General features: G+C 66.3%; 18 protein-coding genes and 1 pseudogene. 12 read left to right on the plus strand and 7 right to left on the minus strand.

Annotated features, from left to right (window positions below; genetic code table 11):
* Nucleotides 1-40: 40 nt before the first annotated feature.
* Nucleotides 41-676, minus strand: a complete 636-nt coding sequence (locus MRBLWH12_RS17465) for a hypothetical protein (RefSeq protein ID WP_363551005.1) — start codon at nt 674-676, stop codon at nt 41-43.
* A 68-nt stretch (nt 677-744) separates the two neighbouring features.
* Between MRBLWH12_RS17465 and MRBLWH12_RS17470 the strand changes: the two genes are divergently transcribed.
* The 4 genes from MRBLWH12_RS17470 (at nt 745) to MRBLWH12_RS17485 (ending at nt 4726) form a co-directional block, all read left to right on the plus strand.
* Complete coding sequence (locus MRBLWH12_RS17470; protein ID WP_363551006.1) at nt 745-2241, plus strand: L-serine ammonia-lyase, iron-sulfur-dependent, subunit alpha; 1497 nt, start codon at nt 745-747, stop codon at nt 2239-2241.
* 121 nt (nt 2242-2362) lie between these two features.
* Entirely contained in the window at nt 2363-3118 is a 756-nt protein-coding gene (locus tag MRBLWH12_RS17475; protein WP_363551007.1) for an AAA family ATPase, read from the plus strand.
* Between the two features lie 112 nt (nt 3119-3230).
* Entirely contained in the window at nt 3231-3995 is a 765-nt protein-coding gene (locus MRBLWH12_RS17480) for an ABC transporter ATP-binding protein (RefSeq protein WP_363551008.1), read from the plus strand.
* On the plus strand, nt 3992-4726 hold the full coding sequence (locus tag MRBLWH12_RS17485; protein ID WP_363551009.1) for an ABC transporter permease: 735 nt from the start codon (nt 3992-3994) through the stop codon (nt 4724-4726). Before MRBLWH12_RS17480 ends, MRBLWH12_RS17485 begins: the two co-directional genes overlap by 4 nt.
* Nucleotides 4727-4755: 29 nt before the next feature.
* Here MRBLWH12_RS17485 and hrpB read toward each other — a convergent pair whose 3' ends face one another.
* The 3 genes from hrpB to MRBLWH12_RS17500 all read right to left on the minus strand — a co-directional run bounded on the left by hrpB (nt 4756) and on the right by MRBLWH12_RS17500 (nt 9728).
* Nucleotides 4756-7314, minus strand: a complete 2559-nt coding sequence (gene hrpB, locus MRBLWH12_RS17490) for an ATP-dependent helicase HrpB (protein WP_363551010.1) — start codon at nt 7312-7314, stop codon at nt 4756-4758.
* 276 nt (nt 7315-7590) lie between these two features.
* The gene (locus MRBLWH12_RS17495; RefSeq protein ID WP_363551011.1) at nt 7591-9201 is read right to left on the minus strand and encodes an SPFH domain-containing protein; all 1611 of its coding nucleotides are present in this window, start codon (nt 9199-9201) and stop codon (nt 7591-7593) included.
* Nucleotides 9202-9299: 98 nt separating this feature from the next.
* A complete protein-coding gene (locus MRBLWH12_RS17500) occupies nt 9300-9728 on the minus strand; it encodes a MarR family winged helix-turn-helix transcriptional regulator (RefSeq protein WP_341975949.1) in 429 nt (142 codons plus the stop codon).
* 388 nt (nt 9729-10116) lie between these two features.
* On the opposite strand from MRBLWH12_RS17500, the gene MRBLWH12_RS17505 reads away from it, so the two are divergent.
* The 6 genes and pseudogenes from MRBLWH12_RS17505 (at nt 10117) to MRBLWH12_RS17530 (ending at nt 15965) form a co-directional block, all read left to right on the plus strand.
* Entirely contained in the window at nt 10117-10860 is a 744-nt protein-coding gene (locus MRBLWH12_RS17505) for a TnsA-like heteromeric transposase endonuclease subunit (protein WP_363551012.1), read from the plus strand.
* Nucleotides 10857-12869 (plus strand): hypothetical protein, encoded by a 2013-nt coding sequence (locus MRBLWH12_RS17510; protein ID WP_363551014.1) that lies wholly within the window; start codon nt 10857-10859, stop codon nt 12867-12869. The genes MRBLWH12_RS17505 and MRBLWH12_RS17510 overlap by 4 nt, the downstream gene beginning before the upstream one ends.
* A complete protein-coding gene (locus tag MRBLWH12_RS17515) occupies nt 12869-13960 on the plus strand; it encodes a TniB family NTP-binding protein (RefSeq protein ID WP_363551016.1) in 1092 nt (363 codons plus the stop codon). The genes MRBLWH12_RS17510 and MRBLWH12_RS17515 overlap by 1 nt, the downstream gene beginning before the upstream one ends.
* The gene (locus MRBLWH12_RS17520; protein ID WP_363551018.1) at nt 13957-14913 is read left to right on the plus strand and encodes a hypothetical protein; all 957 of its coding nucleotides are present in this window, start codon (nt 13957-13959) and stop codon (nt 14911-14913) included. Before MRBLWH12_RS17515 ends, MRBLWH12_RS17520 begins: the two co-directional genes overlap by 4 nt.
* Before the next feature lie 5 nt (nt 14914-14918).
* A pseudogene (locus MRBLWH12_RS17525) lies at nt 14919-15239 on the plus strand (TniQ family protein); the annotation flags it as partial.
* A gap of 126 nt (nt 15240-15365) precedes the next feature.
* A complete protein-coding gene (locus MRBLWH12_RS17530) occupies nt 15366-15965 on the plus strand; it encodes a hypothetical protein (RefSeq protein ID WP_363551406.1) in 600 nt (199 codons plus the stop codon).
* 1 nt (nt 15966) lies between these two features.
* On the opposite strand, the gene MRBLWH12_RS17535 is transcribed toward MRBLWH12_RS17530, so the two are convergent.
* Nucleotides 15967-16251, minus strand: a complete 285-nt coding sequence (locus MRBLWH12_RS17535) for a helix-turn-helix transcriptional regulator (protein WP_302791025.1) — start codon at nt 16249-16251, stop codon at nt 15967-15969.
* 424 nt (nt 16252-16675) lie between these two features.
* Nucleotides 16676-16870, minus strand: coding sequence for a hypothetical protein (locus MRBLWH12_RS17540; RefSeq protein WP_363551020.1), 195 nt, complete (start codon nt 16868-16870; stop codon nt 16676-16678).
* A 55-nt stretch (nt 16871-16925) separates the two neighbouring features.
* Between MRBLWH12_RS17540 and MRBLWH12_RS17545 the strand changes: the two genes are divergently transcribed.
* Both MRBLWH12_RS17545 and MRBLWH12_RS17550 read left to right on the plus strand, forming a co-directional pair.
* Nucleotides 16926-17336, plus strand: coding sequence for a hypothetical protein (locus tag MRBLWH12_RS17545; RefSeq protein ID WP_363551021.1), 411 nt, complete (start codon nt 16926-16928; stop codon nt 17334-17336).
* Between the two features lie 283 nt (nt 17337-17619).
* Complete coding sequence (locus MRBLWH12_RS17550; RefSeq protein ID WP_363551022.1) at nt 17620-18981, plus strand: MFS transporter; 1362 nt, start codon at nt 17620-17622, stop codon at nt 18979-18981.
* Nucleotides 18982-19052: 71 nt separating this feature from the next.
* Here the strand turns inward: MRBLWH12_RS17550 and MRBLWH12_RS17555 are convergent, their stop codons facing one another.
* The gene (locus tag MRBLWH12_RS17555) at nt 19053-20108 is read right to left on the minus strand and encodes a LacI family DNA-binding transcriptional regulator (protein ID WP_363551023.1); all 1056 of its coding nucleotides are present in this window, start codon (nt 20106-20108) and stop codon (nt 19053-19055) included.
* Nucleotides 20109-20119 lie beyond the last annotated feature (11 nt).

The following is a 20119-nucleotide window of genomic DNA, read 5'->3' on the forward strand; positions in this document are numbered from 1 at the left end:
CCCGGCCAAGGGGGTTGACGGATGCCGCGACGGCCGTCGCTCAGAAGTGCATCTGCTTCAGGGCGCCGTATTTGATCAGGATCTCCTCGAGCTCGGGATGCTCCTCGGGAGTCTCGATTCGGAGCGTGTGGGCGGCGCCGTCGGACAGGACGATGTCCGGTCCGTTCGAGAAGAGGAGGGAACTCCACGGCGAAGACCACACGACTGCGCCGACGGCATCCCGCGCGGCGATGCCGTCGGCATCCATCGTGATCGACACGATCTTGTCCGACGCCTTGACCGGGAAGGTCACCGGGAACTCGCTGTTATCCCACTCGGCGAAATACGCGGTGAGCCCCAGCTTCGCCTGAGGCCATCCTCCGCGCAGGCTCCGCCCGATCCGCGAAACGCGCAGGTCGCGCTCGACTCGTTCGCCGTTCTCGTCGGCAAGCGTCATCGGCAGCACTCCACCGATCGCGTACGTCAGGCGGAACAGCTCCTCCTGGCGTTTGTCGTCCTGTGTCAGATCAGTGCTCGCGAGGTACGGCTGGTCGCCGATCCACTCGGTCCGCACGGTCCAGGTGCGCGTCTGCGCGTTCTTCTTCTGTCGTGAACTCAGAAGGCCGAACACGACGATCCCGATCAGGATGACCGCGCCGATGCCGAGGAACAGAAGGATGCCGGTGTCGTCACTCACGCCCACAGCGTAGCGGGCAGTCGGCGCCCTGCCGGGCGATGCCGCCCTGAGGGGCGTAGCCTTATGTAGTGACTGCGTACGTCTCGGCCTTCGACCTGTTCTCCATCGGAGTGGGGCCCTCGAGCTCCCATACGGTCGGACCGATGCGGGCCGCCCTCGACTTCGCTCGACGGCTGAGCGCGGCGGAGGTGCTCACTCGCGTCGCACGCGTGGGATGCACGCTGTTCGGCTCGCTGGGCGCGACCGGGATCGGACACGGAACGCCGGATGCCGTCGTCGCGGGTCTCCGTGGCCTCGCCCCGGAATCCTGCGACCCTGCTGACGTGCGGGCTGCGTGGACCGACCTGCGCCCCGGCGCGCTGCTCCGCCTCGACGGCGTCCATGACGTCCCCTTCACGAAAGACGACATCGTCTTCGCCCCTCGTACGCGGCTTCCCGGCCATCCGAACGCGATGACGATCACCGCCTGGGATGCCGAGAACGACGTGGTCGCCGAGGAGACCTATTACTCGATCGGCGGCGGCTTCATCCGCCGTGACGGCGAAGAGGCCAAGCTCGCTACCAGTGCGTTCCCGTACTCCTACGCGGATGCCGCCTCGCTGCTCGCCCTCTGCGACGAACACGGCCTCTCCATCGCCGAGGTCGCCAGGCTGAACGAGACCGCACTGCGCACAGAAGAAGAGGTCGCTGCCGGACTCGATGCGATCTGGGATGCGATGGCGTCGTGCGTCGACGCGGGTCTGCGCGCCGACGGGACTCTGCCGGGCATGCTCAGAGTGAAGCGCCGCGCCGGCACGATCCGCGCGCAGCTCGAAGAGGCCGAGTCCGGCGGGCATCGCGAGCTTCCCGGTGAATGGCTGGGTGCGTTCGCGCTCGCCGTCAACGAGGAGAACGCCGCAGGCGGCCGGGTCGTCACTGCCCCCACGAACGGCGCGGCCGGCATCCTTCCCGCCGTGGCGATGTACTGGTGGCGCTTCCTCGCCGACTCGGGCCTCGGCGCGGGAAACGCGGTGACGCCGTACGGCGAACTCGTCGGCAGCGCGTTGCTCGGCTTCGACGGGACGCGAGCGCTGGAGACCGCAGCGTCCAGCGCCGATGACGACCTCGTCGCCGAAGCGAACCGTCGCCGTGGCATCCGTCGTTTCCTGCTCACCGCGACCGCGCTCGGGTCCTTGTTCAAGGCGAATGCCTCGATCTCGGGAGCGGAGGGCGGATGCCAGGCCGAAGTGGGATCCGCATGCGCGATGGCCGCCGGTGGCCTGACCGCGGTGATGGGCGGCACGAACCGCCAGATCGAGAACGCCGCCGAGATCGCGATGGAGCATCACCTCGGGCTCACCTGCGACCCGATCGGCGGGCTCGTGCAGATCCCGTGCATCGAGCGGAACGCGATCGCCGCTTCGACCGCGGTGACGGCGGCGCGGCTCGCGCTGCGCGGGGACGGCTCGCACTACGTATCGCTGGATGCCGTCGTCGAGACGATGCGGCAGACCGGGCTGGACATGTCGACGAAGTACAAGGAGACCAGCGAGGGCGGCCTCGCGGTCAACGTCATCGAGTGCTGAGCGCGGTGTCCGTGGCCTGAGGCAGGATCGCACTTGTGCGCGGAGCGGCATTCTGCGTACGAGGTGACATCCACTGCGCGATGTTCTTGCACATGTCGAATTTGTCCGCGGAAGGACACGTATGGATGCGTTCTGGGAGCCGAGCAGCCGTCGGCGTCGCCAGCAGCCGGTGGTGTCCGTTCGCCCATCTGATGATGCCCCGGCACCCGGTGCGCAGTGGCCGACGAGCATCCCCGCCGTCGCTCAACTGCTGAGGGAAGGCCTCGATCTCGATCCCGGCGTCACGTTCCTCGTCGGCGAGAACGGCAGCGGCAAGTCCACCCTCGTCGAGGGGATCGCGATCGCCTATGGGCTCTCACCCGAGGGCGGTTCCCGTCAGGCACAGCACCGCACACGGCCGACGGAGTCACCGCTTTCCGACTGGCTTCGTCTGCAGCGCGGCGTCGGCGCCAGCCGGTGGGGATTCTTCCTGCGCGCCGAGACCATGCATTCGTTCTACACATATCTCGAGGAGAACCCGTCGACGCGTGGTCCGGACGTGCCCTTCCATGAGATGAGCCACGGCGAGTCCTTCCTCGCTCTCCTGGACAGCCGCTTCGATGAGCCGGGCTTCTACTGCCTCGATGAGCCGGAGGCGGCGCTGTCCTTCCAATCGACCCTGGCGCTCATCGCGGTGCTCCGGCGCATCGCCGACGAAGGCGGGCAGGTCGTCTGCGCGACGCACTCCCCGGTGCTCGCCGCGCTTCCCGGTGCACGGATCCTCGAGGTCGGCGACTGGGGTGTGCGGCCCGCCGAGTGGGGCGACCTCGAGATCGTGAACCACTGGCGGTCCTTTCTCGATTCCCCGGAGCGCTACCTGCGCCATCTGCTCGATTAGACGTCACTCTCGCGATCCCGTGTAAGCGAAGTCGGCTGGCGGGCATGAGCGACAAGAGCGCGCCCCGGCGAAGGGGTCGCCACCGCTGTCCCGCAGGCGCATAATTCATCGCATGATGAATAAACCAGCCGTCGAGATCGCGCAGCTTCGGGTGCGGCGAGGGAAGACGCGCGTGTTCGACGGCATCGACCTGACGATCCCGCGCGGCGAGATCACGGGCCTCCTCGGTCCGTCCGGATGCGGAAAGACCACCCTGATGCGTTCGATCGTCGGCGTCCAGCGCATCGAGGGCGGCGATGTCACCGTCCTGGGAGAGCCGGGCGGATCGCGGCAACTGCGACGCCGGGTCGCCTATGGCACACAGGGCGCCGCGGTATACGGCGACCTCAGCGTGCGGCAGAACCTGCGCTACGTCGCTGCGCTGCTGAAATCGCCGAAGGGTGACATCGACCGGGTCATCGACGAGGTCGGTCTCCGAGCTCAGGCCGATCAGATGGTCGACTCCCTCAGCGGCGGGCAGCTCACCCGCGCCTCGCTGGCGATGGCGCTCATCGGCGTGCCGGAGCTCATCGTCCTCGACGAGCCGACCGTCGGGCTCGACCCGGTGCTGCGGGCGGAGTTGTGGACGCTTTTCCGGCAGCTCACCGACCGCGGTGTGACCCTGATCGTCTCCAGCCACGTGATGGATGAGGCGCTGCGCTGCGATCGTCTGCTGCTCATGCGCGAGGGGCGCATCATCGCGGATACGACGCCCCGATCCCTGCTTGCCGATACGGGCGAGGAGGACCCGGATGCCGCGTTCCTCGCACTGATCGAGCGGGATCAGCGGGAGCATCCGTCCTCGCGCCGTGCCCATCGAGACGGGGTCGGGTCGTGAACGGCAATCGGATCTTCGCCACAGCCGGCCGCGTGCTGACCCAGCTGCGGCATGATCCCCGGTCGATCGCGCTGATGCTCATCGCTCCGAGCCTTCTGGTCGGACTCTTCGCCTGGCTCTTCAGCGACCAGGAGGGGGTCTTCGACCAGGTCGGCGGTGCGATCCTGGCGCTCTTCCCGTTCATCGTGATGTTCCTGATCACGTCGATCACGACCCTTCGCGAGCGTAAGTCGGGCACGCTCGAGCGGCTGATGACGACGCCGCTCGGCAAGGCGGACTTCATTCTCGGTTATGCGCTCGCGTTCGGCCTGATGGCGCTGCTGCAGGCCACGATCACGGTGTCGTTCGCGGTCGGCGTCTGCGGCCTCGACGTCGATGGGCCGCTCTGGCAGCTCGGCCTCGTCGCGGTCATCGACGCGCTCCTCGGCACCGCGCTCGGGCTGCTGGCCAGCGCATTCGCTGCGACCGAGTTCCAGGCGGTGCAGTTCATGCCGTTGCTGGTGTTTCCGCAGATCATCCTCGGCGGACTCTTCATGCCGCGCGACCGGATGCCCGATGTCCTGTATGCGATCTCGGACTGGCTTCCGCTGAGCTACGCGATCGACGCGGTGGGAGCCGTCGCCGCCGGGGAATCGGGATGGGATGTCGCCGGCCCGTTGCTCGTGGTGGTGGCCTTCGCCGTCGGCGCCCTCGTACTCGCCTCGCTGACCCTGCGGCGCCGTACGAGGTAGCAGGTGCACGTCGCAGCGGGCGCGGCGGGTCAGCCCGGCAAACGTCGGGTCGTGTGCCGGGTGGGCGGCGCCTGCCAGGGATCCTCCGGCCACGGATGCTTGGGGTAGCGGCCGCGCATCTCGGCCCGCACCTGCGTGTAGGGCCCCGACCAGAACGAGGCGAGGTCTCCGGTGACGGCCAGCGGCCGGCCCGCAGGTGAGAGCAGGTGGAAGAGTACGGGCACACGACCGCCGGCCAGGCGCGGCGTCTCGGCCCAGCCGAAGCACTCCTGCAGCTTCACGGCGACCACCGGATGCGCCATCGGGTCATCGAGCGGCGGGTAGGCGATCCGGATCCGCGAGCCGCTCGGCACCTCGAGACGCTCGGGGGCGAGCGCGTCGAGATCGGATGCCGCTGGCCACGGCAGTATCCGGCGCAGCGGCGATGCCAGATCGATGCGCTCGGCTCGAGTGCCCGTCGCGAGGGAATCGACCTCGGGGCCGAGCCAGGCGTCGAGCCCGTCGAGCAGGGCGTCGTCGGAGACGTCCGGCCAGGGCGCCCCCAGTTCGCGATGCAGAAGGCCGAGCCGACGGCGCAGATCGTCGGCGGCATCCGACCAGGTGAACACGTCGAGGCCGCGGTCCTGGATCGCCCGTCGCACCGCGTCGTGCCCTTCCTCGGCCGTCACGCGCACCGGAACCGATGAGCGCACGATGGCGCCGACGCGGCGCTCGCGTCGGGCGACGACGCGACCATCGAGGAACTCCGCCTCCACTCGGTCGGTGATCAGATGGCCGGCGGCCTGCTCCATCTGGCGTTCCGAGATGACGGCGGCGGCACGGATCACCGCTCCGGAACCGGCGGCCAGACGTCCGGAAGCCCTGGCGACATCGGCGACGGCGAGCCACTCGGCATCCGCCAGCGGGGCGCGCACGGCGGCGCGGGTTCCGGATGCCAGGAGGAACGTCGCACCGTCCGCCGAACGCTGCACCCGCTGGGCGATCCGCTCCGGGAAGGCGAGGGCGATGACGAGCCCGGCGTCGTCGACGCTCGCGCGGCGTGGAGCAGCGGCGTCGGACGAGGTGTAGCGCAGAAGCCGATCGACCTCGCGCGCCCAACGCTGCGCATCCGGTCCGCGCCGGCCGCGGAGAGCCACGATCGCGCCGGCGACATCGGCCTCCGTGACCCGGATGTCGCCGCTGAGCAGCGCGACGACCTCGGCCGCGAGCCGCGCCCCGACGAGGGCGCTGCCGTCGCGCAGCGCACGGGCGAGGCGAGGATCGGCGGGGATCCGGGCGAGTTCGCGGCCTTCCGGCGTCGCGCGTCCATCGGCATCGATGGCGCCGAGCCCGCGCAGCACGGCGTGCGCCTCGCGCAGGCTGTCGAGGGGCAGCGGGTCGATCATCCGCAAGCCGGCTCCGCCGGGTGCGCCCCAGCATGCCAGCAGCAGGGCGGCATCAGTGAGGTCGGTCGTCGCGATCTCGGGGGCGGGTCTGGCCGGAGCCGCCGCATACGTGCGCTCATCGATGCAGCGGATCACCGTCCCCGGGCTCTGACGGGTGGCGCGCCCGGCGCGCTGGATGGCCGACGAGCGCGGAGATCCCGTCGTGACCAGGCCGCTCATGCCCCGCGCCGCATCGCGCTGCGGATACCGGGAGAGGCAGCTGTCGACCACGAGGCGCACGCCGGGTACCGTGAGCGACGACTCCGCCAGGGACGTGGTGACGATGATGCGCGGCGGCTGATCCTTGCCGCGGCCCCGGATCACGGCATCCTGCTCGGCCGCCGGGATCTGCCCGTGCAGCTCGCGGACATCGAAATCGGGGGCGTGCTGACGAATGCGGCGGGCGATCTCGGACACCTCCCGGGCGCCCGGGGCGAACACCAGGACGTCAGCCGAGGGGAGGTCGCTGACCAGCTCGCGCCCGGCGGAGGCCGCGGTATGGGCGACATGGTCGAGGAAGCTCCAGGTGACGCCGCGCTCATCGAGGCGAGGTGCCGCGCTCGGGGCCCAGCGCTCGGCGAGCGGGTGCGCGGGGACGGTGTGGGAGACGACCGGGGCGGGAGAGTCGCCGGTTCCGATCACTGCCGCGATGCGGTCGGCGTCGATCGTGGCCGACATCGCGACGAGCACGAGGTCATCGCGCAGCTGTCGGGCCTCGCCGAGCAGTCCGATCAGCAGATCGGTCTCGAGTGCGCGCTCGTGAACCTCGTCGATGATGACCGCGTCGATGCCCTCGAGACCCGGGTCATCGAGCATCCGCCGCAGCAGCACACCCGCGGTGACGAATTCGATCCGTGTCGACGCGTCCACCTGGCGCTCGCCCCGGACGGTGAATCCGACCCTGGTGCCGAGCGGGGATCCGTCGAGCTGCGCGAGCCGGCGCGCGGCCGCTCGTGCGGCGACCCGGCGCGGCTGCGTGACGATCACCCGGCCGGAGGAGCGGGAGGCGAGCAGCGGCGGTACGAGCGTGGTCTTCCCGGTACCGGGTGGTGCGCTGACGACGGCCGATGAGCTCTGGGCCAGGGCGGCGCGCAGGTCGTCGACGGCGGCGGCGAAGGCGAGCCCCTCGCCGATCGTCGACAGGTCGAACGCCCTTGAGATCATTCGTCCAGTCTCGTGCATGCGCTGATTCGCGGCATCCGAGGCGGCCCGGCGGAGTCGCCGGGTGAGGGTGCCCTCGACGGGCCGTTCATAATTCAGGAGATCTGTCGGGCTCCGGGCGGTTCCGGCAGCGTGAGTCGCGTGATTCCGGCAGCCGCGGTGCCGGCCGGTGCCGATCTTCCTGAGTTATGAACAGGCGGTCGCCGGCACCGGCGTGGACGCAGAAAAGCGGAGGCCGCGACCGAATCGGCCGCGGCATCCGCTCTTCTCCGGTGTCGACTACTCCGCAGCGGCAGCCGGTGGGGCGGGAGGCGGGGGCGTGGTCGGGGTCGGCGTGCGGGGCGTCGACGGCGCGCTCGCCGTAGCCGTCGCCTCTGCCACTCCGGTGCCGAAGCCGCGGCCGACCGCCTGGCCCTGGATGATTCCGGCGAGGTCGAGTCCTGTCGCCGAGTGCACGCTGTCGAACACCGAACGCAGTGCCTTCGCGCTGTCGGCGCCGATGACGCTCGATGCGCCGTCCTCGCCGGACGATCCGATGATCGAGACGTTCCCGATCGCCGCGTACCCCTTGGCGAACTCAGCCATGATCGACGGCAGCACCTGGAGCACCTGCTGAGACAGGAACGCGTCCTGGTTCGACGCGATGGCCTTCGCCTCGGCCTCGAGCGCGGCGGCCTTCGCGTCGCCCTCGGCGCGGATGGCATCAGCCTCGGCGTTGGCGCGCAGGCGGCGCGCGTCGGACTCGGCCTCGGCGAGAGCCCGTAGCGCGTGCGCCTCACCGGCTGCCTTCGCCTGAGTCGCCGCCGCCTCACCATCGGCCTTGGCGCGGTCGGCCTGTGCCTGCTGCTCGGCGATGCGGGTGCGGGCCTCGGCCTGCTTGACCTGCTCGATCGCGGCCGCTTCGGCTGCGCGCTCGCGTGTGTACAGTTCGGCCTGCGCGCGGGTCTCCGCCTCATAGCGCTGAGCGTCGGCGACGCGCTTGATGTCGGCATCCAGCTGCGCCTGCTTGTTCTCCGCCTGCTGCTGGAGGACGGCCTGCTCAGCCTGTGCGCGGGCCAGGTGCTCGGCCTGCTCGGCTTCGGCGCGTGCCCGGCCGATGCCCGAGTCGGAGTTGGCCGTGTTCGTGTCGAGCGCGGTCTGCTCGATCAGGTTGGCTTCCTTGTTGGCGATGTTCTTCTGGTTGATCGCGCGGTCGGCGTTGGTCTGTGAGATCTCCGCCGACTGACGCTTCGCCTGGATCTCGGGGGCGCCGAGCGACTGGATGTAGCCGACCGCGTCGGTGATGCCCTTGATCTGGAACGAGTCGAGGATGAGGCCCTGCTCGGCGAGCTCCTGGGAGACTTCGGCCGCGATCTGGTCGGAGAACTTCTTGCGCTCGCGCATGAGCTCGACGACCGAGAGGGTGGCGACGATTCCTCGGAGCGCTCCTTCGAGCTGCTCAGTGGTGAACTGTTCGATCGCGCTGTCCTGCGATGCGAAGCGTTCCGCGGCCCGGCGCACGTAGAGGGGGTCGGACCCGATCTTCACGATCGCGACGCCGTCGACGTTCAGGGTGACGCTGTCAAGCGACTGGGCTTCGGCGTTGAGGGAGACCTGGCGTGAGCGCAGCGAGATGATCTCGTGGCGCTGCGTGATCGGGTTGACCAGCGATTTGCCGTTCACGATGACCGTGACGGGCGACTCCTCCATCTCGGAGTGGCTCGAGCCGTCGGCCGAGATGATCGCGCGCTGCACCTTCTGCTTGCGGCCCGAGATGACGAGGGCTTCATCGGCGCGAGCGACCTTGATCCAGCTGCGTGCGAGCAGCAGCACGACCAGCGCGATGACGATCGCGGCGACGATGCCGATGCCTATGAAGAAAAGGGTGCCGACGGCGTCGGTGAACTGCATGACTTCCTCCGTGTCCACTCCGCTGACGCGGAGCCTTACGAGGAACTATGCCAGATCGTGGGAAAGCGCCGTCTCGGTGCGCACTCGACGGCGGATGCTCAGCCCTGGCGCAGCTTCTCCGCGAGGTCGCGCAGAGTGCGCAGCTCGTCGTCGTCGAGGTGCGACATCCGCTCGGCGATGGTGCGGCCGTGCACGGTGGCGAGTGAGCGGAATGCCTTGGCGCCGGCATCCGTCGCGCGGATCACCGCTCCGCGGCCGTCTTGCGGGTCGGGGCATTTCGCGACGAGCCCACGCGCGACCATCCGGTCGACGAGGCGTGAGACGCTGGGCTGGCTGATCAGCATGTTGGCGTTGACGTCGCGCAGACGCGCGGTCATGTCGGAGCACCGGGTCACGGTGAGCAGCACGTCGTACTCGGCCTGCGTGAGGGCGGCGTTGTCGAAGTCGGCGATCATCTCGCCGAACAGCTCGTGCTGCGCCCGGAAAAGGCTCTCCCACGCCTCGATGGCGAGCTTGCGGTCGGTCATTCTCACAGCGTACTGGGAACAGTAAAGGGCCGGTCGGAGAGGCTCCCGACCGGCCCTTGTCCCTTGCACCAAGAGTGTCCTGCAATCACATGCGGTGAGTGCCACAGCAAACATTCACCGTGCGATCACTGTATAACGGAGCGGTAACGAATGCAACGGTTTGGTCACGGAGATTTTGGGGAGGCTGTGGTCGCTGTCCTGTCTCACCGGATCTGTAGAAATCTCATCTACCGGTAGAACGTCGCACGGGAGCTGTAGATTCGCACCCGAGTTGTAGATCGGCGGCGTGTTGCCGGTTCCGCGCCGAACGGCGGAGTAACTTGCCGGACAAGTCAGGACCCGCACCGCGGAACACCTCCACGGACACCGGGGCCGAACGGAGTCCGCAATGACGCTGACCACCAACTGGCTTCAGGCGATCGATGGAACGAACGCCCTGGCGGCCACAATTCGATACTCGCTTCATGGGTTCGCTCGGGAGGCGACACCGCCGGACGCTGGGTCGATCGCCTTCGAGGAGACGGCCCCAGTCCGGAAATTTCCGGACTACCCCCACAAGCGCAATGTCGAGGGACGCTTCTGGCTTGCCTCGACGGGCCAGCACGTGCCGTTCGAGTCCTTTTGGGAGCGGGCGTTCTTGATGAGTCTCGATCGAACCCGGAGTGCTGAGGCGGTGTCGAGTCAGCCGATGTGGATTCATTGGCGCAACCCGAAGCGCCGACATGCCCCCGACTACTTCGTTCGCCGCAAGGACGGCACTGCTCTTCTCGTCGACGTGCGGGAGAGGTCAGAGATCGAACCGGAGGATGCGGCGAAGTTCGAGCTCACTCGGCGGATGGCGGCCGCTCTGGGATGGGACTACCTCGTGTTCGACGATCTACCCGGAGCGACGCAACAGAACCTGAGGTTCCTGTTGCGTTACCGCGACCCGCAGTGGCTCGAGGGCGTGGCTCTCAGGGATCTGCCGGATTCCGGCGCGATCCGACTTGTCGACCTCGTCGCGCTCCTAGACGACGCGCCAAACAGCGCACTCGGAGCGGCATACGCCCTCATATGGTCCGACATCGCTCGATGCGATCTCAGCCGTCCGCTGAGCATGTCCGCCGTAGTCCGATTCGGGCCAGACCAATGATCGTCCATCCCGGCGACTTGGTGAGATGGAACGACGAAGACCTGCAAGTCGTCGCTGTGCGGGCGACCTACACCACGCTGCGCAACGCCGAGATGGGCGAGGATCTCGAGGTACTGAACGCGGATCTCGCTGAACGCGGCGAGCCGGCAACAGTGCGGTCGACGACCGACGTGTTGGATTTGGGTGTCCTTGACGAGCTCCCACCCGCGGACCGCAAAGTCGTGGACGTGTGGCTCGAAGAACTCGACCGGCTCTCGGACCTCCTTGAAGGCGGGATGAAGAAGACGCCTGCCTACCAGGCGACCGTCGACAATGTGAATCGTCGACTTGGAACGGACTACAACGCGATAAAGGTGACGCGGCAGCTTGCCGCTCTCGACGAGTTCGGCGTCGCTGGGCTTCTTGACCGGCGCCGATTCGGGATGGCGGACAGGCCTCGATCAACACAGGATCCGCGTCTCATCGAAGCGATCGTCTCCGCGATGGACGGTCAGACTCGAGCGTCGACCGGGACGGCCGACCGTCTGATCTGGATGGTAGAGCGCGACCTCCAAACCCGGTATGGAAAAGGCGCGGTTGACGTGCCCAGCAGGGCAACGGTCTATCGACTGATGGAACGGTTGGAAGCCGGACGGCACACATTCGGAACGGCGCGCACGCGCAGGACGACGGCGAACCAGCCCAGCCACGTCTTCGGCAACCGGACCGGGATGCGCCCCGGCGAACAGGTCTTGATCGACACCACTCCGATGGAGATTCTCGTCGATTGCGACGGGGAACAGGTGCGCCCTGACCTCACGATCCTGCTCGACGAATGCTCTCGGAGCGTTCCGGGCGCGATCGTGACCATCGGCACGCGCAGCATCGATCTCGTTGTCCTGCTCGCCCGCGCTCTCGTCCCGTACGCCTACCGGCCCGAGGGCGTTCGCGCCAACCGTCGAAACATCGCACAAGCCTGGGTGGGAGACGACGACCTCATTGCGCAACGCTTCGAGGACGCACGCGACGCGCAACAGTACATCTTCCCCGAGACGATCACCACGGACCGAGGAGCATCTTATGTGTCAAGACACTTCACCGATGCATGTCGCACACTCGGCATCTCCCTGAACCTCGCGGCGGCATACACGCCTACCCAAAAGGCAAAGATCGAGCGCATGTTCCGCACGATCAAGAACCGCTTCACGCAGTATGTGGTCTCCTTTCTCGGCGAAAGCGCGGACATGCGGGGCGATGAGAGGTTCCCGACCGACAGGCTGCTCACGCTCGAACAACTGCAGGAGCTGCTCGAAGACTGGATAGCAGCAATCTGGCAGAACCGCCCGCACGGCTCCCTACGGGATCCACGCCACCCGAAGTTCAAGCTCAGCCCGAATCAGATGGTGAGCGCATACCGGCAAGCCGTCCCCGAGCTGCTGATCCCGCTCACTGCAGACCATTACATAGCCCTGCTCCCGAAGAAATGGCGCGGAATCCATCACTACGGGGTGAACCTCGATCTCCGACGATACGACTCCGAAGCGCTGGGCAACCTGCGCAACAAGCGGTCGCCCGATCGCCGGCACGCGGGGCAATGGCCGATTCACGTCGATCCGTACAACCCCATGATCGTCTGGCTCCAACTCGAGGACGAGTTCATCCCCCTCAGCTGGCGATCCCCCTACTCGAATATGCCGATGGCCGATGAGATCTGGCGAATCGCACGCGCACAAGCCGCAGCGCGCGGTGAGGACGCACCGACGAATGACGACCTGAACGAGGTCCTCCGCCGCTTCATGAGCACCGGTAACAAGTCCCTGACCTCACGCGAGCGCAAGCGCGCGAAGTCGAACATGACAGACCCTCTCGGGATCACCAACCAGCTGGCGACGCTTTCCGTAGCATCTACGGGCTCGGAGCGAGAGATCGCGCCGAGCAGCAGCGACGACTCGACCGAAGAGGCTGCTGCATCCAGCTGGCCGGTGGCGCCTCCGTTCGGGCTCACGCGTCAAGCAGAAGGAGCTGAGTGATGTTCGACGATCTGCTCGCCCAGTTCGACTTCGATGCCCCGACGGTGAACTTCGACTACACGACGAAGGAAGGATGGCGGGAGTTCGTCGAGTTCGATGCTCCACGACCCGCGCCTTGCACCATGAGCGAGTACGAGGAGATGGCGTCATCGGATCGCGCCATTTACAACATCGCTCGCGAGCGCTTCATGTCGGTGGGTGCTCGTATCGCCACACCCTCGCTTCGGAGATTCGTTGCGGCAGCCAGCAGCGCGATGGCCGACAATCGCTCGCCCGACGCGAGCAAATCCGGCGTAGTCATCTCCGGACGACCCAGCATGGGGAAGACGACGGCCGTCCAAGAGTTCGGGCGAGCATATGAACGAGCTCGGCGAGAACGGGCAGGTACTCGAAGAAAGGATCTGATCCCTGTCGCCTTCGCTCAGGTGCCGACGCACGCGACCGAGAAGACGATGATGAAGAAGCTCGCGGAGTTCTACGCGCTTCCTTTCTCTCAGACAGCATCGTACGAAACGCTGCTGGGCCGGGTGACCAACGTGATGCGGGCCTGTGAGACCGAGATCGTCATCATCGACGACATCCATCGCCTCGATTTGCGCTATCGCGCGAGCGAACAAGCTGCGGATGCGCTCAAGGAACTCTCGGAACGCTGCCCCGGAACGATGATCTACGCCGGAGTGAACGTCGCGCAGAACGGGCTCTTCTGGGGGTCCCGGGGAGAACAGATCATGGCCAGATTCGAGACTGTCCAGTTCGACGAATATGACGTCGCAACAAACGAGGGAGCTGCGGTCTGGGGAAGGGTCCTCACTGAACTTGAAGACTCTCTCTGTCTCATCCGTCAGCCTGAAGGTGACATTCTGAAGATTGCTGCGGAGCTTCGCGAGGTCTCGCGGGGATCGCTGGGCCGCATGGCCAAGGCGATTCGGCGTTGCGCTCGCGATGCGATTCGTGATCGTTCCGAACAACTCGACCTGGACCTTCTCCTGGTGGTTCTCGAGACGATACGGCGGCTCGAAGATCGCGTAGCCGATGAAGCGGCACAGAGCACACGACGACCACGAGGCCGACGGGTGAAGGCTGGCCGATGAGAGTGCTGCCGGCGACGGTCAGTCCGTTCCCAGGCGAAACCGTGCGGAGCCTTTACAACAGGCTCGTCGAACGCAACTCCCTGACGGCCGGAGAACTCTGGACCGCCATCCGCAAGGCGAATCAGGGGCTTCCGTTGCGGACAACGCCGGAGGCCGCGCCCGACGTGGTCGCGCAACTCGACAATCTGCCGGCGAACTGGTTCGACCGACACGACACCACCCGCCGACTCTTCAGCCGCTGCATCCACAACAACTGGGCCCACGCGCAATGCCCGCGCTGTTCCGCGCTTCCCAAGCCGGTCACGATGTGTCGGCGGTGCTCGAGCGGGATGAACGTCGAGGTCCAATCTCGGGCAGGCGCCTTCTGCGCACGCCACAAGCGTTGGCACCGTGACGGACGCGACGAGGCGATTGGGATTCCAGTCGCATATGCCCGCGCAGAAAGATGCCTCACTGGAACTCTATGGGCGCGTGGGATCGGCCTCGACACGGGCGAGATTGAGCTCGCCTGCGAAATCATCTCGACCTACCATGAGCTCGTCGACGATGCTCTCTCCATCGGCGGCGCCGACCAGCACTTGCGTGACTTCTACCCTGAGGCTGTGGAACTGACCGCGTTCCTCACGGCGCCTTCGGCGCGGGCGTTTCTTCGCAACAGACAAATCGGGTACCTTCCCGTCGCCGCGATGGTCGAGGCGTCCGCGACGGCAGTCGCGTCGCGATCGCGGAACCGACTCAGTTCCGTGAATGAGAGGTTCCGCGCCTCCGGTCGTGAGCTACGACTAGGTGATTCGGCAACCAAGCCCCTACGGCACGGGCGGTCCCTTGAGATGGGGGCCCTTGGAGTCCTGGTCCGTGACAGTGTCCCTCGCATTCGAGCGGTCTTCCTGCGCCACGACGACGCTCGTCGTCCACTGCCGATGCGGCGCGACCGACCTGCACGCCATCAGTAGACGCGATGCGTACCCTGCCCATCTATGTCGCCCCGGTGGCTGCCGAAACGGTCAGCGGGTATGTCGAGCGCCTTGCCCAGTCGCATTGCCTGGAGGTTGGGGAGATTCGCCGCATGCTGATCCGAGAGGCGGGGCGTTCAACTTGGAGCGAGAATGATCCACGTGTCGCGGTCGCGCTCGCGCGGCTCTGCGGCTTGCCCGATGACGCATTCGAGGTGTCGTTCGAGGATCACGGAATGTGGTCTCGCTGCGGTCATCCGCGCTGGAAGCCTCAGAAGTGCTCGAGGTGCCGCACCCTTGCCGCACCACGTACCGCTTGCGTGGAATGTGCCGGCGGTCTCACAACCACTACCCGAGCGAGAGCCGGGCCCCTCTGCCTGAGGCATAGCCATTGGACCCTCGGGGGCCTGAGTATCAATGTCTCTGTTGGGGCGTCTGCGAAACGTGCGGAGATGATCCTGCGCGGACCGCTGTGGGAACGCGGCATTGCCTTGCACACCGGCGAGTACAACCTCGCGGCCGCGGCGGTACTCGCATGGTCCCAAGGGAGCGACGGTGGCACGTTCCTCGAGGAGCGCGCCCAACGGCTCGGGCTGCCTGCGCCGACCACCTTTGCGGAGGTGATGCTGTGCGGCTATCCCGAAGTGGTGAGAGTCGTCGAAGTCGCCATGAGCCCGCGAATACTACGCGGCGTCCTCCAGGTGTCGCGGTCGGCGCTGCCACAGATCGATGGCTTCGCGAACGTCATCGCAAACACGCTGGGTGCAACCGTGAACGAGCGGCTGCACGATTGGGCGGGTGCCGTCATCGGTCACGCGCACCGTGCGGTCCTTTACGCTGCGGGGCTCAGGCGAACCACGAGCGCCAAGAATGCACTGTGCCCGCAAGATCGCGCGCTCATCGTCGCGTCCGGCACTCGACGGGCATGCCTGCTCCGGCACGTCTCGCCACGGATACTGGACGGGCTCAGACGAGGGCACACTGAGGGCACCTCTCGGCTGAGCGTGACCCGGAAGTGGCCCCTGGAACCAGATGAATTGGGTTTGCGGTGACTCACCGGCTTCGAAGGTCGGGGGCACCGTCCGGGATCAGTTCTGCCAGCGAAGTCTCGAGCACCTGCGAGAGCGCGAGCATCGTTCGAAGCGTCGGGTTTGCCGGATTCCCCGGCCGCGACTCACCCTTTTCGTACTTCTGATACGTGTACCGCGTGAGGCCCGATCTGTATGCCACATCTTCCTGACTCAGCCCGGCACGCTCCCGCGCAGAACGGAGCGAGGTCGCGAAGCGCTGGGAGTACGCGCTCCACTCCGCTTCAATCTCATCGTTCCGTCGGGGCACCTACCAAGCGTCGCGACGGGCCACTCCTCGTATGGCCTAATCGGTATGGCATAATTCGGAAGGCCATACGAAACAATCTCGTCCTCGTCGGATCGCTCCGCTCTTCCCTGCACGTGTGCTGCCCATCCCGATGACAGGCGGTCGCGTCGCGGGAAGGCCCGTGCGAGCGACCGCGATTGTGATGGTTGAGATGCCCGAGTCGTACCCGATCTGGTGGCAGGAAATCGACTCGCCGCCGCCAACAGAGTGGGTCTTCATGTTCGAGGACTTCACCGGCGACGACACAGCAGAGCAGTGGGCGTTGGCGGCGGCGATCTTCATCGCTCAGACTCGTCGTCGCACGACAGCGGGCCCGACCTTTGCAGAGCTCTTCACACACCTTCTGCCAGACACTGACGGGCTCCCCGGACCCCTGCCACGAAACCTAGACTTCGTGCAGCGGCGCCGTGCCGTCGCGGGCTTCCGCGGCCACGCAGCAATCGAATGGCGGCGCCGAGGAATGATCAGCTTCGACAACGGCGTCATGCGCAGCCTTCGCGTAGGACGTGAGTTTCGCGAGCGGTCGCGGCGTCGCCAACAGGCCCGAGAAGCGACACGCCATCAGCGCGGAATCGAACATGAACCGAGCTCAGAACTCACGGACAAGGCCGCCATCACGGAACGAGAGAGTTGACATGACCGAGGAATATCCGCCGGAGCTCCATGGCCTCCTCAAGCGGATCGCTCCAGGCTGGCCAGAACGGCTGGAAGTCGGAGTCGGCTGGTACCCGCTGGTGACCAGACTCGATGCGACGCTGTCTGTCATCGCCCCGAACTACGTCGTGCAGCAGGTGAAGTCAAAGTTCGGCGCCCTGAGCTTCTATGCTGACCCGTCTGATGACCCGTCGAACTTCGATGAGGCGTTCACGGACGCGGTGCGTGCGGCTGAGTGGGAAAGTGTCGAGACGTGTGAGGTATGTGGGGCTCCGGCAAGGCAGTACGTGATCAGAATGTGGGTATCGACACTCTGCCTAAGCCACGCGGGCGACGCGAGGGGTGACGCGGGCAGAGAAGGCCTCGAAGACGAGCACCAACTGTTCGAATAGGTGCAGGACATGCAGGATCGCTCGATCGAGGGCCAGTTGGATAGCTCCCACGCCGTCGTGCTCTGGCTTCAAGCTCTTCAAGCGGCCGAGCGCCAGCAGCCATGTGATCGCGCCTGACAAGGATGCGAGCCACGCTGATCGTTGCAACTTGCGCGCGCAAGTGGGACCGGCTACAGTCATGTCAACTTGCGCGTGCAAGTTACCGCGCAGGTCCCGAATCCTGAGCGGTTTGCCGTCTAGCAACCGTGCCGAGTTCGGTACCCCCTTCGACAATGGAGTCATTATGACCACGCCCTCTCATCCCGGCACTCCCGCCGAGGGATCAAGGACCGAGCTGCCGTCGCCACTTCCTCCCGCGCCTGGTGCGCTCCAGGAGGGCATCCGCACGGTTACGGGCCTCATTCGTCCGCTTCAGGCCACGCGCTCATACATCTGGCTGCTCGTCCTGGCACAGTTCGGAATCTTCGTAGCGTTTATCACTCCGCTCGCGATCTCTCTTGCGGTGCGGGTGAGCGCACTGGCGCCGGGCTTCGAAGAGGTGTACCTGGGCTACATCACCGGAGCGGCCTCCATCGTCGTGATGATTATCACTCCTATTGTCGGAATCCTCAGCGACCGGACGCGCTCGCGTCTGGGTCGTCGACGTCCGTGGATCCTCGGCGGAATGCTCGTCGGCGTGGGGTCGCTGTTCGTCATGGGTTTGGCGCCGAACGTGCTTCTGCTCGGGGTGGGTTGGATCCTGGCTCAGATCGGGTGGGGCCAGGCCCTGGCCATCCTCACCACCTCGATGGCAGATACCCTCCCTGAGCACCAGCGCGGCAAGGTCGCCGGACTTGTCGGGTTTGCCACTCAGGTCGCACCCGTCGCCGGTGTGATTATCGCCGGCACTCTCGTCGCGGATTCGCTCCTGCTCTTCTTGGTCCCCGGCCTGGTGGGCGTCTTCTTCCTCACCCTCTTCCTGCTCTTCTCTCGAGAGCAGGACAGCCGCGAGATGACTATCTCGGGCGTTCTCACCATCGGAACGACGTTCCGGAAGTACCTGTTCAACCCTGCGAAGTACCCCGATTTCTCGCTTGTCTGGTCGGGCCGGTTTTGCTTCTACTTTGGGCTCACCCTGAACACCGCCTTCACCGCCTTCTTCTTTGCGGCTCGCCTGAACATCAGTGTCGAGGAGATCGCAGGCATTCTCGCCACTCTGAGCCTGGTCGGCATCGCGGCCACGACCATCGGTGCAATCGGTGGAGGTTTCCTCTCCGACAAGCTGCGCCGCCGTCGACTCTTCGTTCTCCTGGCATCCGTGATCTTCGCCGCGGGCGTCGTGACGGAAGCTGTCGCGACGGACATCACGATGCTCTTCGTCGGATCGCTCATCGCTTCCGTGGGCATCGGCGCGTTCTCTGCGGTGGACCAGGCGCTCCTCCTTGACGTTCTTCCCGAGCGGGACACCGATGCCGGTCGTTTCATGGGGATTGCCGGGTTCGCCACCGCCATCCCGCAGGCAATCGCACCGTTCGTTGCTCCGCTCATCCTCGCAATCGGGGTGACGTCGGCGGGGGACAAGAACTACACACTGCTGTACTTCATCGCCGGAGCAATCACTCTCGTCGGTGGGTTCCTGGTGATGAGAGTTCGGCAAGTGCGGTAATCCGACGACAGAAGAATGACCCCCAGCGAAATGCTCGCTGGGGGTCATTCTCTGTACGAAGGCCCTGTGCGCTACTCGCTGTGCGTCGGGCGCACAGACGTTGACGCTCGGGGGATGAGCGTGACGGCTGAGGTCTGCTCCCAGTCCGGTGTCGGCGTCTGATCCATTGCATGGATGGCGAGAGCAGCAAGGTAGTGGCCGAGGCCCGTCGAGTCGATACGGACACTGGTGATGCGAGGCTCGAACAGGAGCGACATCGGAGTGTCATCGTGGCCGACTACGGACAGGTCGTGAGGCACCGCGATCCCAGCACGAGTAGCGGCTCCGATGATTGCGGCCGCGACGTCGTCGTTGAACGCCACCACGCCCGTGATCCCGGCATTCATCCACTTCGAGATAGGCGGATCATCCTCGGAGTCCGCGGGGGTGAGCTCGAGGGTCGCGGGCACCTCCAGCCCGAGTGCGGTTGCCGCAGCCGCGGCCGCTTCCTCGCGCGCATCGGCGAGCTCGAACAACCGCGGATCGCTGGGGCGGGCGAAGCCGAGCCGTTGATGCCCCAGGTCGCGAAGGTGTTCCACCTGGAGCCGGGGTCCGCCCTCGTTGTAGCGGACGTCCGTCACCTCGTCGGGGTCCGGCACGATTCGTTCGACCCCCGCATCGCGCATGGATCTGACGAGCGAATCGGAGAACGGGAGGAGCCCCATGACGACGTCCGGTTGCAGCGTCTCCCAGAGGGGCCGGGCCCTCGTACCCTCGTGTGGCGTGTAGGTAATCAGTGCATACCCGTGCTCATCGAGCGCGTGCGTCGCCTCATCGATGTTCTCCCGAAGGCTGTATTCGATAGGCCAGTCCGGAAGTACAAGCAGGACGATGTTGCTTCGGCCGCTGGCGAGCGCCCGCGCGGCGATGTGGGGCCGATACCCCAGGCGCCGTGCTTCGGCCAGCACCCGCTCCGTCGTTGCTGCAGAGATCGTCTGGCCGGGAGTCTCATTGAGTACGAACCCCACGGTCGCACGGGATACGCCCAGAGAGCGAGCGATGTCCGCTGCTGTAACTCGACGGCTTGATGTCTGCGATGCCACTGTCACTCCTTTGTTGCACGGCGTGCTCCGCTCCAAGTCCACCACAGTCCGCGGGC

The sequence above is a fragment of the Microbacterium sp. LWH12-1.2 genome, assembly GCF_040675825.1.
Taxonomy (GTDB): Bacteria; Actinomycetota; Actinomycetes; order Actinomycetales; family Microbacteriaceae; genus Microbacterium.